We start from the raw sequence: 19486 nt of genomic DNA on the forward strand, positions 1-19486 counted from the left end.
CGACGACGTCCGTGCCCGCACCGGCCGCAACCGTATGGAAGTTGCCTACCTCGGCGATGTCCTGGTCGGCTGTACCACCGTGCGCCCGCCCACCGCCGACAACCGTGCCACCGCCACGGTCATCGTCCGTGTCCTGCCCGGGTACCGGCGCCGCGGCGTCGGCACCCGCCTCTACAAGCGCGTCCTGGGCCAGGCCCGCGCGTTGGACGCTCAGGTCATCGAGACCGTGGTGCTGGCCTCCAACCCGGACGGACTGCTCTTCGCCGAGCAGCACGGCTTCACCGAGCTTGAGCGTTATCTTCTGCGCGACGGCGACACCGTGCCCTGGATCGACCTGCGCCTGACCTGACCCGCAGGCCGCAGCGTGCCTGGCCGGCTCCCACGCAGGCTGGCGGCGGGGGCGGCCCCGGCCGTACTGCGTCCCGTGATCGGGGACCGGGGCCTGTCCCGCACACTCCATACCGGCACGGGCCGGGATGGAGCCTATAGCCCGCCGCGGGACCACAGTTCCCGGGGTTTCGGTCACACGTGCGATGCCGGGCATGGGTGTCCGGCGGGCGCGGCCCTGGCGGACGGGGCATGCTGCCGACCGGGGGCGGTGCCGGCGACGTGTGACGGCTGCCGGTCCTGCCCGCGGTCGACAGCGCCACGGGGCTGGGAGCAGCCCGTCCGGCAGGTAGCTCCCCGCACTCGCCATTGCACCCCTCGGCAGGGTGAGAGCAGGGGTTGACGCGCGGGGGCGGGGTGAGCCCCACCCGGACAGAGTGCTCGCCCCCGGCCGTGGGACGAGGTTCCGCGGACGGTCCACGCCGTCGAGCGCGTCCGCGTTCGCCGTCCGCAGGGCGGCCACCCTCGCCCGGCCCGGCCCGGCCGGCCACGCATCCGCCGGCTGACGGCTCTTGGGCCGCGGCGGGCGCCGGTCAGCCTGGCGGCGCATCGACGTCCTCACACGCGCTGTTGGCGGTCGTCTCGGGCGCAGTGGCGATCGCCTCCTGCCAGTGCTGCCGCTCCCCCGCCAGGCCCCGCGCGGCCGGTTCGGCGTACCAGGCCCATGCCTCGGTGCCCGCGGCTCCGGCCGTCGGTCCGGACTGGACCGCGATCACGTACTGGCGGCCGGGCTCCAGCACCGCGTAGCGGTCCGGGTCCTCGGTGGCGTACCGGCCCGGGCTGCCGCCGTTCTTCACCCCCTGCGTGACGTCCAGGACGTCGCCGAACTCGCCCTTGAGAGCCTGCAGGGTTTTCACACGGGTCGTGAGGTAGGCGCTGCCGCCGTCCTCCCGGTAGCGGGTGTTCTCGACGGCTTCGACGACGGCCACCGCCTGGGACTGCGCCGCGACGACGTCGTCACGGCCGAGGTCGGGGCCGCACACCGCGTGCGTGGTCCCGGCCTCCTGGGCGGGGATGGTGAACCAGGCCGCGCCCGCCGCGGCGACGGCCGCGACGAGGCAGCCGCCGACCCACACCTTCACGCTCATGATCAGCCCCACAGCTTCTTCAGGTTGGCCTTGTCGACGTCCGTCGGGGCGTCCGGGTACTGGGCGACGTCCGGCCACATCACCGAGGAGACCGCGTTCTTCCCGCTGCCCGATTTGTGGCACAGCCCGAGCGCGTGGCCGAGCTCGTGCGCCGCGACCATCCGGCGTGTGGCCGGGTCGTAGGTGTCCATGCGCGCCTTGTTGAAGCGGATCAGGTCCGTCGCCGCCGGCCCGGGACGTCGCGACCACACCCCGGCCGCTGCGCTCCGCGGGTCGGAGAAGTCCTCGTAGTTCAGGTCGTTGACGGTCGTCGCCGCATCCGGCGCGATCCTGATCCTCGCCCCCGGGTACGACCACGCCCTGTTGGCGTGGGCGTACTCGGCCTTGTACTTCGTGCTCGCTGTCCACCGGATCTCGCCGTCATCGACCGAGCTGTCCGCACGCGTCTCGGTGGCGTCGCTCCCCGACTTCGCGATGCACGGCGCAGCCACCGCAGCATGCGCAGGGGCCGGCGCGAGGAGCAGCACGGCGGCGAAAACCGCCGGGCCGGCTAAGAGGTTGCGCATCCCGTCAACGGTAGGGCAGGCCCCGCCGAGGAGGATCGTTTCAGCACGGCCACCCGCATCCCGAACCTGCCCCGTACACCCTCAAGCCGCTGGCGGCAGCGGCCCGAGGTTCACATTGGCCGTGCGCTCGGGCATCTCGTTGATCAGGACGGGGTCACTGCCGATCTGGACGCCCAGACCTGCGGCGGGAGCGCCTACGCGCCAGCCCCAGTGCCGGTAGAAGGAGACGGGGTCGTGGCGGGCGGGCGCGAGGCTGGTCAGGGCGGCCCGGTGGCCCTCCACCCGGTACCGGTCGAGGAAGGCCTCTGCGACCTGCCGTCCCAGCCCTTCCCCGCGGCGGTCCGCGCGCACTGCCAGGAAGTCCAGGAGGACCATGCGGCGCATGACGGTCTGCTCGATCACGGTCAGCCCCTCGAGCTTGGTGTGCTCCCGAACGTCACGCGGTGGAGGGTTCGTCCCAGGGCATGACGATCGTGGCGGTGCCCTCGCGGGTCCAGGCGACGCGGCAGGCGCGGTTGTCTGCGTGGGCGCGCCAGCCGTGCATCGAGGCGTCGTAGTCGGCGCTGATCAGCGCGGTCCGCACCCGCGCGGGGCGGGCGGGGGTGACGCTGTCGTCCCATTCCAGGACGTCGACCACCGGCCGGCCGTCCATGACCGCCCAGCCTGCGCCGGCGACCTGCCGCGCCCACGTCGGACGTACGGAAAGCTGGACCAGGGGCTGGCCGCCGTACTCGACTTTGTAGGTGAAGAACACCTTCGGGTCGTCGCCGGTGACGGTGGACTCCACCCGGGCCAGAGGGACTTCGGGAACGCGGGAGGCATCATGGCCTGTGCGCTCACGCCCAGCCTTGAACGCGGGTGTCGGTGCCGGATGCGCCGCGTAGTCCATGTCGTCGAACCAGGCTTCGAACCCGCCACGCACCGCGTCCGTCACAGCCTTGCCGATCAGTTCCCTCGCCTGCCCCACCCGCACGGCCACCATCCCCTCTTCACCATCCGGCCCCGGCTCCCGGGGCCTCCGATCCCGGTATGCCACACCATCGGCGCGACGCGCCCGGCAACGGGACGAGACCACCCTTCGCACAGCCAGGACTTCCCACGGGGCGCTCACACCCGCCGGCACCAGGGAATCGGCGGCGGGGTGGCCCCGGCGGGCTGGAGGAGGCGGACTGGACCCGGAGCAGGCGGGTTTCGGGGTGCGGGTGCGTACGTCGCGGACCGGGAGCCGGCTGCCCAGGGCGGCCGGTGACGTTTGGGGCGGCCCGGTGGTACTGCTGCCCCCAGAGCGCTCTGGGCACCGGGCCTCGCCCGCGCACTCCCTGTCGGCGCGAACTGATCACGACCCTAGCCGTCGAACAGGCAGCCACCCCAGGAACGGGCCGAAAAGCAGCCCGCAGGGGTTGGTCCTGACACCCGAAAACTGACGGCACCCGCCCCCGGCCTGATCGCGGGGCCGGGCAGCGGGATAGCGGTAGTACGGGGTTATCCGAGCCAGACGACGTCCAGGACAGACATGCGCCGGGTGAGGCGGTTAACCGTGTAGACGACGGACAGCTGGCCGACCGACGCGGCGCGGACGTCCTCACCCTCCGGGTCGCCGGTATTCCACTGGGGCCATCCCCACGGGGAGCGGACCGCGATGTCCAGGACGTCGCGGACCATCTCCCGGGCGGGCGCGGGAAGTCCGGCGAGGGTCTTGGCGGCCCGCGGGGATACGCGTACTGCCCACGGCTGTTCTTCCGTCACGGGCGGCCGCCGAGGATGTCGTCAAGGTCGATGAAGTCGGAGTCGTCCTGGCCGGAGTCCATGAACGCGTCGACGGCCGGGGCCGCGGCGACACGGAGCTGCCAGGTGCGTACGACCTCGTGCAGGGGGGCGAGGCTGAAGGTGTGGCGGGCGTCGTCCAGGGCCTTGACCCAGTCCCGTTCGAATGCCGGCGCCCACGTCTCAGCGCGGCGGTCCGCGCGCAACTGCGCACGGAGTTCGGCCGCAGCACCGGGGGCGGGCGCATACGGGGTGACAGGGGCGTGGTCGGGCTGGGCGCTCATCGAGGGTTCCTCCCGGCGGCGGGTCGTACCGCAACGGTACGCGCGCCGGAACAGTGCGGAAGCCGGCATCGTCAGATCTCTACCGGCCGGGCGAGAGTCTGGGCGTACTGGCGCAGCGGCTCGTCCTGCATGTTCCAGGTGGCGGTCAGGTGGTGGAGGAGGTCAGGCGTCGCGAGGTCGGTGTCGCTCGGGGCGCTGGGCAGGAGGCGGTCGGCGGTGGCCGCGAGGTCCTCGGCCGGGACGGACAGCGGGGTCGCGGTCGGGGCCGCCGCGGCCGGCGCCGAGGACCGGGAGGTGGCGGATGCCGCTGCGGGTCTGGACGGTGATGGTGTCCTCGCGCGGGACGTCGGGCCTGGCGACATAGAACGCGGCGTCGTGGCCGGTGGCGGGCAGCAGGGGCTTGCCACGGTCGTGCACGGGGTTGCTCCTAGAGGTCGGGAGTGGTCGGGGGCTGCCCGATGATGTGGCCGAGCCGGAAGTGCGGGTGCCGGGTGGTGGTGTAGCGGAAGCCGGTCAGGATGGCGCCCAGGGCGGTATCCATCGCGCTGCGGACCGTCGCGCAGCGGATGCCTGCTGCGGAGTCCGCGCGATCGGCCTCGGCTTGCCCGAGCGCTGCCGGGTCGAGCCGGGTCTGGGGCAACCAGTCGACGACCACGCGAGCGTCGTCGTCGAGGTAGACCACGACGCCGCCCTGCTCCTCGTCCGCCAGCGGCTCGGGTGGGGCCATGTGCAGCCCGGCTGTGGCGAGGTCTAGCCGCACCTGTTCGAGAAGCAGCTCAGGGGCGACCGCGGCAGCCCCTCGGCCCAGTCGAGGAAGTCAGCCGCTTCCTGCTCCTGGCGTTCGTAGTCGTCCTCGGTCTGGCGGTTCGACTCACGTTCGGCGTCGTTCCTCGGGTCCGGGTACGGGTAGTTGATGCTCGCCATCAAAGGATCCGAATTGGTAGTTCGCATTCAGGTAGTCGACGTCGCTGTTTCCACGTCTGACAGTCCAATAGCGCGGGCTGCGCCGTCCTGAAAATGGATTTCTCCCAATCCTTTTGCCAGGATCCGGCGCACCTGCTGGTCGCTTGGTCCCGTGTCACGGGCGTCGGACAGGCGCTGGGCCGACTGCGGCGGTGTACCGAGACCGGGCGCATGTCTTCACGTGATGCCGGTATGGGCGGCGGTGTGCTGGTGGAGGCGGCCAGACCTGGATGCTGCGACCGGGGGCGGTGGCCGGAGACGTGTGACGGCAGCCGGGGACCCTGCCGCGGTCGGCAGCGCTATGGGGCTGGGAGCGGCCCGTCCGAAACCTTCCGGGCAGTGCCTGGCGTTGACGCGCACAATAAGGCGGCGTCCCGCCCGGACAGTGCACGTCCGGGTGAGCCGAAGCTCAGAAGTTGTCACCAGCGCGACCGACTGAGCTGGTGAATGGGGACGGTCGAAGCAGCCTGGTTGTCACACACGAGGCATCCGACTTGTCACAGGCGCTCAATTCGGCAGTCGTTCTGTCACCGGAGACGAAGATCGGGAGCTTGGGGGCAAGGTCAGGACCGCGCGGTCCGGAACGCCAGATACCGGCTGAAGGCTTCATTGCTGTCGGGGGTGAAGCGCCACTCCACCAGGGCCGACCGCAGCTCCGGCTCGGTCAGCCAGCCATGCCAGGCGACCTCATCGGGATCTGGGACCACGGCGTTGGGCACCACGGCTTCGTGCACGCCGAGCCAGTGAGGGCTCAAGCCGCTGCGGTTGAGGAACGTGAACAGCAGGCGCGGCAGCGCACGAATGCCCAGCTCTTCGGCCAGCTCCCGCGCGGCGGCCTGTTCATAGGACTCGCCGACATTTGCGGCGCCACCGACCTCGACCTCATAGAGCCCGGGGAAGCGTGATACCTGTTCCGACCGCCGGTGGACGAGGATCCGGCCACGCTCATCACGACACACCGTCACGGCGACTCGGTGGAGCCAACCCTCTCGGATGGCTTGCCGGCGGCTGGCCACCATCCCCAGCACACGATCTTGATCGTCGACACGCTCCACCAGTTCATCCACAACGCACACCCTGGCAGAGCCCGCTGACAACGCCGCTTCTCCGAGCCGGCAGAGGCCGACCCAGGAGAACCGGAACCAGGAGGCCGGACACAGATGACCACCGTTGTCGACCTGTCGCGCTCAGGCTCAACCGCCCACAACACCGTCGGTGACAACCAGCCTGCCTATGTGACAACCATCGCGCTTCGGCTCACCGGGCGGTCCTGCTGGGCGCGGCGACGGCCGGGGTTCAGAAGGAGACGTCGAAGTAGTCGATGTCGGTGAACTCGACCCGGAGCTCGTCGGCCCGGGTTCCGCCGTCCTTGAAGTAGATCTCCTGCAGTCCCTCGGCGACGATCGCCCGCAGGTCGCGGTCGGCGGCGCCCTGTGCGCGGGCGTCGAACAGGCGCTGGGCGTACAGGGGCGGGAGGTGGACCGTGAGCCGGCGGACGCGGCCGTCGTCGGTGCTGCCGACGGGGGCGGTGTAGCCGAACCGGGCTCGTGTCTCGACCGTGATGCCGGTGCTGGTGGCGGCCTCCTTACGGCGGCGGCCACGCACCACCGGCTGCCAGCGGGCGCGCACGGCCGTATCGATGCGCTCCGCGACAGGCTTGGGTGGAGTCTTGCGGTCGCCCTTGCGGTAGCGCTCCACCGACCGCTGGCTGACTCCGAGCTCGGCGGCGACGGCCTTGGTCGTCTTGAGCCGCTGCAGCAGGAAGTTGATCCGGCCTTTCAGGGTCTTGGGCGGTTCTTTGGTGAAGGCCTCCTGGTCGGCCCGCTCGATCGCGTCCTCGATCTCTCCCACGGTGGGGACTCCTCTCTCGGCGGGGTGGGGCCCGGCCGCCGCGGCGGGGGCTGGCCCGGACATCAGCGGTCCGCATGTCTCTCACGCGGACCGGGACCCGCCACGTGGGGCTGTGGCGGGGTAGGGAGCATGCACAGACCGGCGGCTAGAGACACAACCGTGCTCATTCGTACGGGAACTCGGGGTTGGTGGCGCCCCCGAAGCCGTCGGCAGCGCCGCAGGGGGTGTCACTGCCGGTGGGGGCTACTTGGGTGTCCCTTCGCAGCGAAGGCCGAGCGTTCTCACCGAAGGTTGGGCGAAGGGCTCTTTCTCGCCAAAGGTTGAGCGCGCCATCGAGGCCTGCGCAGAGGCCGTAGCCTGCTCGCTGACCGGCGAGGGACTGTAAGGGTCCGCGGAACGCCGGAGTTCGGCTGGGCTCACGCCTGAACCCCGGCCCGGCACCGGACGGTCACGACCGTTCGACCTCCGCCATGAGGAGGCGCAGGGTCAGCGAGTGCTTCTGCGGCGGGAGGGCGTCCAGCGCGGCGCGGGCGTGCGCGGCGCCGGCGGCGGTGTCCCCGGAGCGGGCGAGCATCAGCCCGCGGTGCATCTCCAGGTGGGTCGCGAACCGGGGCAGGGTCGCGGGCAACTCGGCGGCTGCGGCGTCCTGGGCGGCGACGGCGGTGGTCTCGTCGCCGAGGCGGGCGGCGAGCAGGGAGGTGAAGACGTTGACGCGCCAGTGGGGGACGGCGTAGTCGGAGGTCTGTTCGTGGGAGCCGGCCCGGTCGAAGATGCGCCGACCCTCGGCGAGAAGCCGACGTGCGGTGGTGTGGTCGCCGCGGATGGCCGCAGCGTGGGCTTTGCCGAAGACGGCGTTCAGCAGGCCCAGGGACGGGCGGTCGCTGATGGCGATGGCCTGGTCGGCGAAGACGTCCGCGACCGGGAGGGCTGCGCCTTCGTAGCCGAGGGCGATCGCGGCGCGGCCGCGGACCCAGACACGGGTGTCGAGGTCTTCGGAGGCGTCGGCGGCCTTCGCGGCCATCCGGTACCAGTGCACGGCTTTCGCCCCGTCCGAGCCCGGGAACGTCTTCGCGTAGAGGGTCATCAGGCGGGCGGCGACCGACCAGAGACGGGGGTTGTCGAGCTGCTGCTGGACGGTGACGAGTTCGGCGCTGACCCGGCGCTGGATGTCGGCTGCGCCCAGGCTCATGTACTCGGTGCCGTACGTGGCCAGCTTCGCCTCCCACGCCTCGATGGTGGGGCCGCCGGTCAGGCGGGCGGCGAACCCGGCGCTGAGGAGGTCGGAGGCCACCAGCGGGGCTATCGCGGCGCCGGCCGCGTCGGTGAGGAACTCACGTCGGTCCACTTGACCCTCCAGAACGGCCAGCGGTACGTCCAGCACGACGGACAGGCACCGCAGGTAGTAGGCACCCGGCTTCACCGCGCCGCGCTCCCACCGGGACACGTACTCACGGGTCAGAGCCGTCCCGTACCGGGCGTTGATGTGGTCGGACAGCCTGCCCTGCGACCATCCTCGCGCGGTACGCAGGTCTCTGATCAAGTCCCCCAGGTCCATCACCCCATCTTGCCCCTACCGATGCCCCTGGTGAGGGGACATCAGATCACCGACGGTATGCATGCGAGGGGCCCGTGCAGGCAGTCGAGGAGTGGTGAGCGGCATGACGTACGACAGCAGGCCCGGAGCACCCGGCGGAGGCCAGGGCGCCGTGGTGCACGTGACACTCCCCCGACTCGATCCCAAGCCGGTCCCGGGCTGTCCGCGGTGCACGGGCGCAGCGGCACGGCGGTCCATGTACCGCCGGACCGGGGACCTGTCCGGGGTGTCCGACTGCAACGTCGTCATCCGCCGCCACCCCCACGCCTGAGACAGGAACCGTGATGATCGACCGGCACGACATCGGGCACCGCGTCCAGGACGCCCACGGCAGGACCGGGATCCTGCGGGAAATCGACCCCGCTTGGGAAGACCCCTCCGACCCGCCCGGCGGCCGCCGCTGGCAGGTGGTGGCCTTCATCTCGCCCGAGCGCGGCGGACGCGAGTGGCACGCCGACCCCACGACTGCCTTCCGGATGTGAGGGGCTGTCCTGACACCCGACACCTGACGCCTGTGCCGCCACGCGCGACGGCAGCCGTCCCCTGGGGGTGCGCCCGGCAAGGGACGGAACGCGTCAGGTGCCAGGCACCAGGCCCGCTCCAGGCAGACCCCGGGGGGCGGATGGGGCTCCCGAAGCGGTGTCCGAAGGGCACGTCATGGCCGCGCCAATCACCAACTCCTCCGCCAGCCAGCCGCCCCACAGCGCTCGTCTCAGTCAAGCTCGCCCATCACGTGCAGTTGCGCGAACTCGTCAGCCAGCATGCCCATCACGCCAGGGCTCTCAGCCGTCCAGATGCGCGCGCAGCTGTGTGTTGAGAGCCCCGGCCATCTGCCTGAGCTCGCTGACCTGCTGGACAAAGCCCGTAGCCCAGCCCCCACTGGTGCCCGGGCGCGGCATCTGGTTGGAGATGACGAATGCCTGGGCCATGATCCGGGCGGAGGCGTCGCCGGAGCTCGGTGCTTCTAGATCGAAAATGACACTGGCCCGCCGCATCGCCTGATGGGCGCTCTCCACCTGGTCCAGATGTGCCTGCGCGACGAGTCGACTACCGCTGGAGTATGAGGCGTCCACCAGCCGATCAAGGGCGTCCACGTACTCGTGTGCAGCCAGGATGAATGCCACTGCCGCATCCCTGCGCAGCATGCGCCTCCACTGCCTGCGCTCTTCCTCGCCCTGTACTTCCGCCTGCCGGATGGAAGCTCGCGCCTGCTCCACCGCACCGAGTGCCTGCGCCCTCATCCCGCTACGGCCTAGCGCGGCCGCGGCTATCGCCGCGCCCCCGCCGGCGAGGGCGCCGATACCCGCGCCGACCAGCCCCGCTAGTCCCTGATCCATCAACGGCCTCCGTCGTTTGAGCCTGGTGTCCCAGTGGAATTCTGGGGCGTGATGACATGGGCCGAGCTACGCACAGGGATTCTGCGAGTACCTCAACGCTCACGCTCACCATGAACTCAGACGGTGCCGGACCGCCCACTGCGGAGATGGGCATGTGCGGCCCCGCCGACCGGACTCACCAACGGTTCCGCTCCCTGGCCTCCGGGACTCGGACACACCGGGATCTGGGCTTCGCCCTTCGGGCCCCGTCTGTCCGGGCGTCGGGGGCTGATCACGCGTGCCGCCTCTGCGGGACTGGTCCCGGTGCTGGCCTCGCTCACGCGCCCACCGTATCGGCGTGGCGGTCGTGGCCGCCTCGATACAGTCAGACCCAGCGCTGTCGTCACTCGGCCCACGGATCCGACAAGCTCTGGCGACGGGAACTTCACCTCTCTGCGATCCAGTTACCCCAGGGGGATCCCCGATGAGTCAAGGAGGGCCTGTGACCGGTACGCAGCCGCTGTTCACCCGCGTGGAGCTGAAAGGCCCGCCGGAGGCCGTCGACGATCTGGTCACGGGTCTGAGCGAGATCGGTGAGATCGCCTTCGACTCACGCGGCACCCCCGACGCCCGCGGGGAGGTCGCCTGCATCGCGGAAGTCGTGACGGCGCCCCGCCTGCCTGCTTCCGGTCCCGGCCCGATGCGCGTCGTCATGCAGACGGCCTTCGACGTCGATCCCGCACAGTGGCCGGGGCTGTCCCTGGAGGAGGTCCGGGCGCGGCTGGAAGAGGCTGTCACCGCGGCCGTGTCACACGCGGTCGCGGGCAGCAGCGGCGTCGCGGCGCGGGTGGTCTCCTTGCGCCCCGCCCGAGCGCCCCGGGTATGACCGGCGCGATGCGCTGGGAGGGTGTGTCGCTGCGGCTGGCCGGCTGGAAGGCCGGACCGGGACACCGCTGGCCCGGCTGGCAGGTCATCGCCCTGGTGGACGGCCGGCAGGCCGGATCCGTGCAGTTCCACGCCCACCCGCGGGGCGCTGCCGTGGCGGTGTCGATGCTGGAGGTGCTCGACGGGTTCCGGGGGCGGGGTCTGGCCTCCCTGCTGATCGACACGGTCTACGAGGCCTATCCGGACGCCTGGGTCGATCACGGGGTCCGGACCATTGACGGTGCGCACTGGTGGGACGCCTACCGCGATCCGGCGCCGGGGCGGAACATCCACAACCGGCCGCCAGGGGAATGGGCGGCCTACTTCATGGCGAGCAGGGTGGCCGCCGACAAGACCCGCAACGCGTCGTGGAACAGGCACTTCGGGCTCGACGGGCATGGCGGGGCCGAGTACCGCTACCGGCAGCGGCTGGAGATGGAGTTCATCGGCCACGACAAGTCCTTCCTCCGGCGGGTGGACATGCCGCAGGCCGATCCGACCGCGCAGGCCCTGCACGCCGGGCAGCTGGTCCACCTGCCACCAAGGCTGCACCGCTACGTGCACGACCCGGGCAATCCGGCGGAGCAGCGGGCACACGCCCTGCTCGACCACCTCGGCCACGGCAACCTGCCGCGCCCCGAAGATCACACCGGGTGGTGGAACACCACCCCCGGTGCCGCGCTCGACGACGCCGTGCACCGCGAACTCGCCGCGGGCGGCCAGGGGCCGGGCCTTCCCGCGACCCAGCTCGTCTTCCACGCCCTCCCTCTGCCCGATGAAATCCCCGAGTACGAGAGCGCGGGAAGCTACCTGGAGTACACCAGCAGCGGTGACGTCCCGGTGGAGCTGGCCGGGTTGTCCTGGCGCCAGAGCTCGGCACCCCAGACCCTCCACTCGGCCATCTTCGACCTGCCCGTCGAAGCCGCCGTCCCTCCGCTCTACCCCCAGGCAGCGAGCGACAGCTACCTGGAGCGCTACGACGAGGCCGGAGCGCTTCGCACCCCGCCGACGCCTTGGGAGCAGCTCATCGCCGGCAGGGCCGGAGAGCTGAGAGCCGTCGCGGACCGGCTGCTGGACGGCATCGCCGCCCGCGCGGCCGCAGCACCCCCCAGCCCACCCGCGCCGGGCCCCACCCGGGCAGACGATCCACGGCAGCCACCGCCGGCTCCCACCCCCCGGCCCCGCCTCCCGTAGCCGAAGCGCCCCGTCCACGAGGACGTCGCCAACGTCGGCAGGTCTCGGCTCTACCGTGGGGGTGGGGCCGCGCCGCCCCGGTGCCGGAGCGGCCTCGCCCTGCTACGCGGTGGGGCTGAAGCCGAGGGCTTCGGAGATGACCGGCACCCCGATCGACAGGGTGAACATCGGCCCGAGGGCGTCGGCGTCCAGGGTGCTGCCGATCTGGTGGAAGCTCTCGGCCATGTTGCCCTCCTCGAAGCCGTCACCGAGGAGGTCCCATGGTGAGTGGCCGGTCGGGCGCTCACGGGCCTGGGTGGCCGCGGTGACCGCGTAGCAGAGCGCGGCCGGCCACAGTTCCTCGACCAGGTAGTCCCGCGCGTCCTCACCGCCACCGTCTTCCTCGTCCTCTTCCAGGGTGGCGGCAACCTCCGCACGGAATCGGTCGCGAAGGTCGGGGTGAGCTGCTTCTACCGCGCTCACGAGTGTGTCCAGCCTCGTGCCCGGTCCCAGGTCCTGCAGGGCGGGGGGCAGATCACCGGGCGGAAGCCACACCCACACCTGACCGGGGTCGAACCAGTGCGGCAGCGGCAGTCGCAGAACACCGTCATCGCCTTCGAGACGCTCGCGGAGGTCCGGACCCGCGGCGCAGGCCAGCAGCGCGGTCACGGCCGACCAGCCTGCGGGGGCGGCGATGTCCTCGTCGGTCAGTGCGTCGATCGCGTAGGCCAGGCGCAGCGGGTGGCTGTGGAGGATGTCGCCGTCGAAGACGCAGAACGGGCAGAGTAGGAGCCGGTCGCTCTCGGTCGCCGGCAGGAGGTGCGCGGCCGGGTACTTGTCGCCGCACAGGGAGCACTGTGCGGCGTTGACCAGGGCGTCGGCCTTGGTTGCTCGGGCGCGTGCGAGCTCCGCGCCCACGGTGTGCACGATGTCCGCGAGCGGTGTGGTGGCGGGGAGGGTGAGCACCATCGCTTCCCCGGTGTTGATGGGGATCCTGGGGGCGATGAAGGTCAGTTCGGGGACCGTCGTGAGGTCGTAGTGGTCCGGATCGTCGGGATCTGCGTCAAGGTCCGATCCGCCGCCCGGCCGGGAGAGCATCGACCAGACCGGCCCGAGCCAGCCGGTCCAGGTGCCGCCCTCGGGGAATCCGTCGTTCTCCACCGGCCAGCCCTCGGCCTGGAACGCTTGGATCAGGCGGTCCTGGATGTCGGCGGTCAGGATCTCGTGGGGAGCTGATCCGTGGAGGCGTGCGGCGCGGGCGTGGCTGGTCCCGTCGGCCTCGGCCCGGATGGCCAGCTTCTTCTTACGGTTGCGCGTCATGCGTGCTCGTCGTCCCGTGCAGTCCCACGTCCCGCACTTCGGTGATCCAAGCACAGGTGATCGTCGGTGAGATTCGACAGAACCTTGTCCGCCGGCGCTGCTTGTCACGTGGGAACGCACAGCATCGGAGTCGGGCGGTCACAAACGCCGCACCGACCGTAGCGCCGCAACTCGTGCCGGGACAAGCCCAGGCGGCGGGCGCCCAAGAACTTGCCGGGCTCCCGCCGTCGACCGTGTCAGGACCTGGAGCTGTGATGCGGACGGTTCCCGTGGCCCTGAAGCCGTCCTCTCGACGTCTGCCTGGTTCATCCGGGCGGAGAACGGCAGCCGGACCCGATCCGGTCAGGCTGAAGGGCCGTCACCCCTTCCCGAGGCGACGGCCCTTCGGCGCTTGCTGTTTCCGGCCTACGGGGCGGGGGTGAACTCCACTTCGGTGTCGCCGCAGCCGGCCGCGATGTCGAGCAGCCGGTCCTGCTCCAGCTCGTCGACCGCGAGGCCCCAGCGGAGCTTGGTCGCGGTCCACTCGGCCCCGTACCGGCACAGTGCGTCCGCGGCCGGCGGCAGCCACTCGGCCGGGTCCTGATCGGCCTTCTGCCGGTTCGAGCGGGCGGTGACCGCGACCAGGGAAGACGGCTGACCGAGGTCGTTCGCGTAGGCCTCGCGCCTCTGGGCGGTCCATGAACTGGCCCCGCTGTCCCAGGCCTCGGCGAGGGGCACCATGTGGTCGATGTCCAGCGCCCCGGCCGGGGTCACCTCGCGCGCGTCATAGTACGACCACCACACGCCCCCGGTCAGGGTGCAGCCCGGCCCGACCTCGGGCGCCTCCAGGGCCTCCGCGATCAGCACCTCGGCCCGGGTGTTGCAGCCGTCGGACGGGTTCGCGCCCGCGTTCCAGTGCCGGAAACTCGAACGCTGGTAGCCGGTCCGGTCCTCGGTCGCGATCGGGAGCGCGGAGACCGCGACGCCGATCGGCAGCACCTGCGGCACCGCCGCGACCGGGGGCGCAGGGGGCGCGGCCGCGTGCGCGGCGGTGACGGGCAGGGACAGGAGAAGGGCAGCGGCGGCCGTGACGGCCGACCGCATCATGATCATCATGGGTTGGTTCTACCGGCCCCCGTACCCTCGGCAACAGCCTCTGGCCCCGGCTTCACCCGCCCGGTCACCCAGGTTCACCGGCGAAACGCCACTGCACGGGCCACCCGGCTGGGTGAGCACCACGCTCCCCCGCGTCGTTGCGCCCCGACGCCGACCGCCGGCGGCCGGCTTGGGCCCGCCCGGCTACATGAGCCGGGTGAAGCCGAACTGGTTCATGAGGTCGGTGAAGGTCTCCTGCGCGTGCTCGCGCAGGACGTCGTCCTCGTCGGCGGGGTTGACCTGGGTGGTGACGGGCTGGATGCGGCGGGGCCGGCGGGCTTCGTCAGGGATGCTCGTGAAAACGCCGTGCTCCGTGACGACCGGTGTCAGAGGCGTCGGTTCGGCGGTGACGATGGCCGTAGTGACGTGGAGCGTGCTGTCCACGCGCAGGTGACGGGCGAGGTCCTGGGCGAGCGTGAGCACGTCACGGCACGCGGCGCCGGTGACGTCCGCATCGACCAGGATGCCTGGAGCCGACTCGTCCGCCCGGCCGGAGCCTCGCATCGCGTTCCAGGACAGGTTGACGGCGAGGACGGTACTGCCGTCGTGGTGCAGCTCGGCGTAGATGCCTCTGCCTTGGCCCATGAGCAGGGGCAGGGTGCTGAAGACCCAGCGCCGCAATCCGGGCCGCGGCCGGACGATTTCGAGGCCGGTCAGCGGCCCGGCGGCCAGAGGGTTGCCGGCCAGGCGCCTGGAACGGGTGCGGGCGGTCTCGCAGAGGACGGCCGCGCTTTCCCGGGCGAGGGCTGGTGCGGTACGGGACAGCGGGCGCTCGGGGCGGGCGACGGCCACGAGCCAGGCGGAGGGTTCAGCCTGGTCGGGAAGGATGCCGTCCAGGGCGTGGGTGAGGAGCTTGTCGGTCTCGTCCTGGGCGTGCTGGGCGCGGGTGAAGCGTTCGCGGTAGGCGCGTTCGATCTGGTGCTCGGCCATCCATGCGGTGTGGTCGGCGTCGCGGTAGGGCACGACGGCGGCCTGCTGGTCCTTGTCCTTGGCGGCGGTGCCGTAGACGTGGTGGGGAGCCATGGGGCTGGCGGGTATGTCGATGACCAGGAAGCTGAGGTTCCCGTCGGGGGAGGTGAGGGTGGTGAAGGTGAGGTCGGGCAGGTAGGGCTGGACGTGGTTGCGGATCCACTGGGCGTACTGCTGGGTGTGGACCTCGTCGGGGTCGATGCCGACCGGGATCGTGGTCTTGTCCGTGACGCCGTAGATGAGCAGGCCTCCACGGGTGTTGGCCATCGCGGCGACGTCCTTGGCCAGCTCGTTCCACCGCCCGTCACGTGGAGGCTGCGGGAGCATCTCCTTCCAGTCCAGGTCATCGGACTCGGCAAGGTTGTCGTCGGCGGCCCTCTTGACCATGTCGAAGGTCAGCGGGCCGGGCTGGGCACCGAGGTGCTCGTGCAGTCGTGTCCATGAACGGGCCATGCCCGCACCCTACGGCGCACCGCTGACACCTCGGACGGCGTTGGGTTCTGTGCCCTAGCGCGGGGTCTCGTCGTACCACCATCTCCCGCGGCCGCTGGTCGGCAACCCTGTAGGGCGCAGACCAGCCGCCAGGTGTGAGGGGAGTGGCTAGTGCCGTCGGCGAAGGTACTCGGTGCCCTGCCGCTGGAGCTTGCGCCGCACGCTGTTCCCCATCTTTTCCTTCTGACCGACCTTCAGTGCAGCCTGCTTCCAGGTCAGGCCGGTCGCGTAGCAGAAGGCGACCTCCCGCTCCTCGGGCGAGAGCTTGTCCAGCACGATGCCGACCTCCTCCTTCAGCCCCGGGTCCGGGTCGACGGCGCCACTGCCCGCGATGAGGTCGGCGTCGTCCAGCCGGACCACCCGCCGTCCGCGGGCGGTGCGCTCCCAGAGCTCGGTGTCCGCAGAGGTCGCGGCACGGAATGCGGCGCGCAGCAGGGCCCGAAGCTCGTCGTCGGTCCGTACCTGCTCGTCCCAGCCCTCCTCCAGCAGCCCCTGGGCGACGCGCTCGCGCCGGCGGTCTGGGGCAACGTGGCGGGCGAAGTGGCCGACGACGATGTCGTCGGGCCCGTGGTGGACGCTGGCGTGCCGGGCCTGGAGGGCCGCGGTGAACAACGAGCGGGGCGCGTAGCCGTGCCATCCCCACACGAAGGGGCCGCCGGGGGCCGGCTTCAGGTGGCCGTGGAGTCCGAAGAGGGCGGCGCGGGTGTCCACATGGTCGGGCTTGAGCTCCATGATGAGGGCGGTCAGCACGTGGTGGGATGCCCGGGCCCTCTGGGCGGGGCCGTCCCTCCCGATCACCAGGACGATAGGGCCGATCATGCCCGGCCCGACCCGGCCGCCGGGCACACTCACGTCCACGGGCTGAGGGTCCCGGTGCTGGATGAGGCGGGGCGGAAGGCGGTCCAGGGCGCAGGCGGTGCGCCAGGTCCAGACGGCCCAGGACTTCGCACGCCAGGCGGGTACAGGGCCGGTGGGGGCATGGCAGTGGTCGTGCACCAGCCGGCCGAAGAGGTCGCGCCCGCAGCTGAGGCGGTCTGTGCTCCCCCAGGGGCAGACCGGGTAGGTGCGGGGCGGCCGGCGGTGGGCGAAGAGGCTCTCGGCAAGGTCGGTGAGCGCCCGCAGCATGTCCCCTCCGCCGTCGGCGGGGAGCATGAGGTCGCCGAGAACCGGGCCGAGGCCGTACGGGAAGAGCTGCTGCGCGCGCATGCGGGCCCTGCGGGCCAGCGCGGCCACACGCTCGATCGTGGCCGTGTGGTGCTCGTAGCCGACCAGCGTGCACGCGAAAGCGAGCTGTTCGAGCTGGTCGGTGTCGAAGCGCGGGATCCCCTCAAGCCAGCGCCGGGGGTCCGGGCCGCGGCGCCGGCCGGAGGGACGGCAGCTGGGGCACAAGCGGCCCAGTCCGGTCGCGGGCGCGGGCGGCATCCACCCACGCGCCTCGGTCGGCCCCGGCGCGGCAGCGGGCTGGCGGCGGGTGTTCACGGGCGCTCCAGCAGGTGGTCGGCGAGCAGGGCGGCCGCGACCGCGCCGCCGAAAACCTCCGCGGGCGACGCGCCCGCGGCCCACAGGCCCCCGCCCGTGACCGCTCCCACCAACAGCACCACCAAGACATACACGTTCACCAGCCGGATCCCTCCGCTGAGCGGGAGCGGGCCCGATGCCCCTCCTCACCCTTCCGGGACAGGCGACACCCACACCGACAAAGATTCTTGCGCGAGTTCACGTCGCCCGATCCGATCGGGCGAGATCGGCATCGTTTCGATCGTTCTGCCGAGGGGAGCGGCGTTCCGGTGCATGGCAGCCTGGGTCGACGGCGATCGCGGGCATGCCCCGGGGCGTGAGCGGTCGGCCGGGCATCAGGGCCGTCGCGCCAGCGGGCCGGGGGGTGTACTCAGCGGGTGCGGCGCGTCGCTGGAGCGCAGTGGTGCGTGGAGGGCGAAGCAGCGGCGTAGTCGCAGGGGCGGGTGCAGGTGCCCTGTGCGTATGAAGTTCCAGGCGCGGGCGGCGAGCGGGGTGGTGCGTTCGTCGGCGATGTCGGCGGTCCACATGCCAGCGACGCTGGTACGGCCGCAGGCCCGTACCGCGGCGGCGTCGCAGGCGAGTTCAGCCCACCAGTGCAGAGCGGCGGTACCCAACCACGCGGTCAGGGCGGTCACGGTGAAGGCCCAGAGGGGCAACAGGCCGGAGGCGAGGATGACGGACACAAGCGCGCACGTTTCGACGACGAGCCGGGTGCGGGTGTCTCGCCGGCGGAGGTGGGCGAGTTCGTGTTCCAGGACCGGCGGAAGGTGCCGGGTGTGGTCTGGGTGGAACCAGAGGGCGCCGAGCCACAGGTGCCCGGCCAGGCCGTGGCCGGTCGCGCGGGCGTCCTTGTGACTGTGCCGGTCGCCGGGCAGGGCGAGGGAGACGCGTTCCAGCCCGTGACGGCGGGCGAAGGCGTGCACGTGTTCCTCGGTCTGCCGCATGCGTGCGGCCATCTCCAGGTAGAGCGCCGTGGGATCGGGCGCCTTGTGCGGGCGTACGAAGGGGTCCCAGGTCAGTATCTGCGCGAAGTACCCGGATGAGATGGCGCGGTCGCTGGTGTGGTGGCCGTGCCAGGCCCAGAGCGCGCCACCGACGAGCGAGGTGTAGGCGGCGATGGGGTGGGGGCCTTGAACGGCTGTAGAGACGACCTGCCCGGTGATCAGGGCTCCGACGATGAGGTGAACACCCCAGCGGTCCAGTAACTCCCCGATACGCATGGCGTCAGCGTAGTCCGCTCTGGGGGGCGAGCTGATGCCGCTCCCGATGAATGAGGGCGTGAGGAAGGTTCGCGGGTACGCCGCCTACCAGCGCGGATAGGGTGCAGCAATGGATCCGATAGCGGCGTTTTCGCAGATGAGAGCCGTCCCCGCGGGAGTGGGGCAGCACCATGGCCGTGGTGCCAGTGTGCTCTTCTTCGGAGGTGCAGACGGGCATGACGACGCTCTGCCGCGGGCCGTCGGCATGGTTCCCGTGAGCCTTCCCGTGACCAGTGACAACCGCTGGGAGTGCTCGATCGACCTTGAGAACCGGTTGGCTCTCCTCTTCGAGGGCCATGAGCTGGTCAGCGGGCTGAACGTAAGGGTTTGGGACATCAACCGCGCCCGTCAGCACGGTTGCAGCGTCATCTACCTGCCCGGCGTCAACGACTCCGAGGACGTGGTCGGTGCGCTCCTGGGCCAGTCCGGGTGGTGGGTTTTTGCGCAACACCAGCCGACTCTGCAGACCGCCGCCCTCCAGCCGCCCGTGGGGTGGGCCCGCTCGGTCCTCATCGGGCTCGCCCGACGCATCCGCGGGGCTGCGGTGAAGGGCGATGGCTGACGAGTACCTCCGTCGGGGTGCAGGTCCCGAAATGCGGCGGCGCCGGCGCCTGCTCCGCGGGTAGCGTCGTCTGCAGGGGGGTGCGGCCCTGGCCACCAGGGCCGCGACGGGGGCCGCGCCCCGACACACTCCAGCCCCGGCATGAGCCGTGTCAGTGATTCTCGGGTCTGTCTCGCCTCAGGTCGGGTCTGCGCTCGTTAGGGCAGGAGCTGGATACGAGTCGTGGGAGGAGCCGACGTGGGTAAGCGTGAGAAGGGCCGCGGGCATCGCCGCTTCTCTGGGGGATGGTGTGATGCGCAACTCTGTCTGTGCAGCTCAACGG

At 71.3% G+C, this 19486-nt stretch carries 25 protein-coding genes; 6 read left to right on the top strand and 19 right to left on the bottom strand.

Annotated elements, in window-relative coordinates:
- A partial coding sequence (locus tag Sspor_RS00220) for a GNAT family N-acetyltransferase (protein WP_202197125.1) occupies positions 1–349 on the top strand: 349 nt, incomplete at its 5' end.
- 571 nt (positions 350–920) lie between these two features.
- Here the strand turns inward: Sspor_RS00220 and Sspor_RS00225 are convergent.
- The 12 genes from Sspor_RS00225 to Sspor_RS00280 form a co-directional block, all read right to left on the bottom strand.
- Entirely contained in the window at positions 921–1475 is a 555-nt protein-coding gene (locus Sspor_RS00225) for a hypothetical protein (RefSeq protein WP_202197126.1), read from the bottom strand.
- A 2-nt stretch (positions 1476–1477) separates the two neighbouring features.
- Positions 1478–2041, bottom strand: a complete 564-nt coding sequence (locus Sspor_RS00230) for a matrixin family metalloprotease (RefSeq protein ID WP_202197127.1) — start codon at positions 2039–2041, stop codon at positions 1478–1480.
- Between the two features lie 81 nt (positions 2042–2122).
- Positions 2123–2443: a GNAT family N-acetyltransferase gene (locus Sspor_RS00235; RefSeq protein ID WP_202197128.1), complete on the bottom strand. Its 321-nt coding sequence runs from the start codon at positions 2441–2443 to the stop codon at positions 2123–2125.
- Between the two features lie 34 nt (positions 2444–2477).
- A complete protein-coding gene (locus Sspor_RS00240; protein WP_202197129.1) occupies positions 2478–3023 on the bottom strand; it encodes a hypothetical protein in 546 nt (181 codons plus the stop codon).
- Between the two features lie 500 nt (positions 3024–3523).
- Positions 3524–3787 (bottom strand): hypothetical protein, encoded by a 264-nt coding sequence (locus tag Sspor_RS00245; protein ID WP_202197130.1) that lies wholly within the window; start codon positions 3785–3787, stop codon positions 3524–3526.
- The gene (locus tag Sspor_RS00250) at positions 3784–4089 is read right to left on the bottom strand and encodes a DUF6247 family protein (RefSeq protein WP_202197131.1); all 306 of its coding nucleotides are present in this window, start codon (positions 4087–4089) and stop codon (positions 3784–3786) included. The genes Sspor_RS00245 and Sspor_RS00250 overlap by 4 nt, the downstream gene beginning before the upstream one ends.
- A 71-nt stretch (positions 4090–4160) precedes the next feature.
- Positions 4161–4451: a hypothetical protein gene (locus Sspor_RS00255; RefSeq protein ID WP_202197132.1), complete on the bottom strand. Its 291-nt coding sequence runs from the start codon at positions 4449–4451 to the stop codon at positions 4161–4163.
- A gap of 65 nt (positions 4452–4516) precedes the next feature.
- The gene (locus Sspor_RS00260; protein WP_202197133.1) at positions 4517–4816 is read right to left on the bottom strand and encodes a hypothetical protein; all 300 of its coding nucleotides are present in this window, start codon (positions 4814–4816) and stop codon (positions 4517–4519) included.
- A gap of 23 nt (positions 4817–4839) precedes the next feature.
- Positions 4840–5013: a hypothetical protein gene (locus tag Sspor_RS00265; RefSeq protein WP_202197134.1), complete on the bottom strand. Its 174-nt coding sequence runs from the start codon at positions 5011–5013 to the stop codon at positions 4840–4842.
- A 602-nt stretch (positions 5014–5615) separates the two neighbouring features.
- A complete protein-coding gene (locus tag Sspor_RS00270; RefSeq protein WP_373318726.1) occupies positions 5616–6071 on the bottom strand; it encodes an NUDIX hydrolase in 456 nt (151 codons plus the stop codon).
- A gap of 277 nt (positions 6072–6348) precedes the next feature.
- Entirely contained in the window at positions 6349–6903 is a 555-nt protein-coding gene (tpg, locus tag Sspor_RS00275) for a telomere-protecting terminal protein Tpg (protein WP_202197136.1), read from the bottom strand.
- A gap of 448 nt (positions 6904–7351) precedes the next feature.
- A complete protein-coding gene (locus tag Sspor_RS00280) occupies positions 7352–8458 on the bottom strand; it encodes a helix-turn-helix domain-containing protein (protein ID WP_202197137.1) in 1107 nt (368 codons plus the stop codon).
- A gap of 103 nt (positions 8459–8561) precedes the next feature.
- Here Sspor_RS00280 and Sspor_RS00285 point away from each other — a divergent pair, with 103 nt between their 5' ends.
- Both Sspor_RS00285 and Sspor_RS00290 read left to right on the top strand, forming a co-directional pair.
- Complete coding sequence (locus tag Sspor_RS00285) at positions 8562–8768, top strand: hypothetical protein (RefSeq protein WP_202197287.1); 207 nt, start codon at positions 8562–8564, stop codon at positions 8766–8768.
- Positions 8769–8781: 13 nt separating this feature from the next.
- Entirely contained in the window at positions 8782–8979 is a 198-nt protein-coding gene (locus tag Sspor_RS00290; RefSeq protein ID WP_202197138.1) for a hypothetical protein, read from the top strand.
- A 300-nt stretch (positions 8980–9279) separates the two neighbouring features.
- Here Sspor_RS00290 and Sspor_RS00295 read toward each other — a convergent pair whose 3' ends face one another.
- Positions 9280–9834: a hypothetical protein gene (locus tag Sspor_RS00295; RefSeq protein ID WP_202197139.1), complete on the bottom strand. Its 555-nt coding sequence runs from the start codon at positions 9832–9834 to the stop codon at positions 9280–9282.
- 481 nt (positions 9835–10315) lie between these two features.
- On the opposite strand from Sspor_RS00295, the gene Sspor_RS00300 reads away from it, so the two are divergent.
- Together Sspor_RS00300 and Sspor_RS00305 are read left to right on the top strand one after the other, a co-directional pair.
- Positions 10316–10699, top strand: coding sequence for a hypothetical protein (locus Sspor_RS00300; RefSeq protein WP_202197140.1), 384 nt, complete (start codon positions 10316–10318; stop codon positions 10697–10699).
- The gene (locus Sspor_RS00305; protein ID WP_202197141.1) at positions 10696–11931 is read left to right on the top strand and encodes a GNAT family N-acetyltransferase; all 1236 of its coding nucleotides are present in this window, start codon (positions 10696–10698) and stop codon (positions 11929–11931) included. Before Sspor_RS00300 ends, Sspor_RS00305 begins: the two co-directional genes overlap by 4 nt.
- Positions 11932–12033: 102 nt before the next feature.
- On the opposite strand, the gene Sspor_RS00310 is transcribed toward Sspor_RS00305, so the two are convergent.
- From Sspor_RS00310 to Sspor_RS00335, 6 genes are all read right to left on the bottom strand, one after another.
- The gene (locus Sspor_RS00310) at positions 12034–13230 is read right to left on the bottom strand and encodes a hypothetical protein (protein ID WP_202197142.1); all 1197 of its coding nucleotides are present in this window, start codon (positions 13228–13230) and stop codon (positions 12034–12036) included.
- 405 nt (positions 13231–13635) lie between these two features.
- Complete coding sequence (locus Sspor_RS00315) at positions 13636–14325, bottom strand: HNH endonuclease family protein (RefSeq protein WP_202197143.1); 690 nt, start codon at positions 14323–14325, stop codon at positions 13636–13638.
- A 183-nt stretch (positions 14326–14508) separates the two neighbouring features.
- Complete coding sequence (locus Sspor_RS00320; protein ID WP_202197144.1) at positions 14509–15786, bottom strand: AlbA family DNA-binding domain-containing protein; 1278 nt, start codon at positions 15784–15786, stop codon at positions 14509–14511.
- A gap of 147 nt (positions 15787–15933) precedes the next feature.
- Positions 15934–17304 (bottom strand): hypothetical protein, encoded by a 1371-nt coding sequence (locus Sspor_RS00325; protein ID WP_202197145.1) that lies wholly within the window; start codon positions 17302–17304, stop codon positions 15934–15936.
- The gene (locus Sspor_RS00330; RefSeq protein WP_202197146.1) at positions 17301–17444 is read right to left on the bottom strand and encodes a hypothetical protein; all 144 of its coding nucleotides are present in this window, start codon (positions 17442–17444) and stop codon (positions 17301–17303) included. Before Sspor_RS00330 ends, Sspor_RS00325 begins: the two co-directional genes overlap by 4 nt.
- Before the next feature lie 234 nt (positions 17445–17678).
- The gene (locus Sspor_RS00335; protein WP_202197147.1) at positions 17679–18563 is read right to left on the bottom strand and encodes a hypothetical protein; all 885 of its coding nucleotides are present in this window, start codon (positions 18561–18563) and stop codon (positions 17679–17681) included.
- Positions 18564–18828: 265 nt separating this feature from the next.
- Here Sspor_RS00335 and Sspor_RS00340 point away from each other — a divergent pair, with 265 nt between their 5' ends.
- Positions 18829–19164 (top strand): hypothetical protein, encoded by a 336-nt coding sequence (locus tag Sspor_RS00340; RefSeq protein WP_202197148.1) that lies wholly within the window; start codon positions 18829–18831, stop codon positions 19162–19164.
- Positions 19165–19486 lie beyond the last annotated feature (322 nt).

Source organism: Streptomyces spororaveus (assembly GCF_016755875.1).
Taxonomy (GTDB): domain Bacteria; phylum Actinomycetota; class Actinomycetes; order Streptomycetales; family Streptomycetaceae; genus Streptomyces; species Streptomyces spororaveus.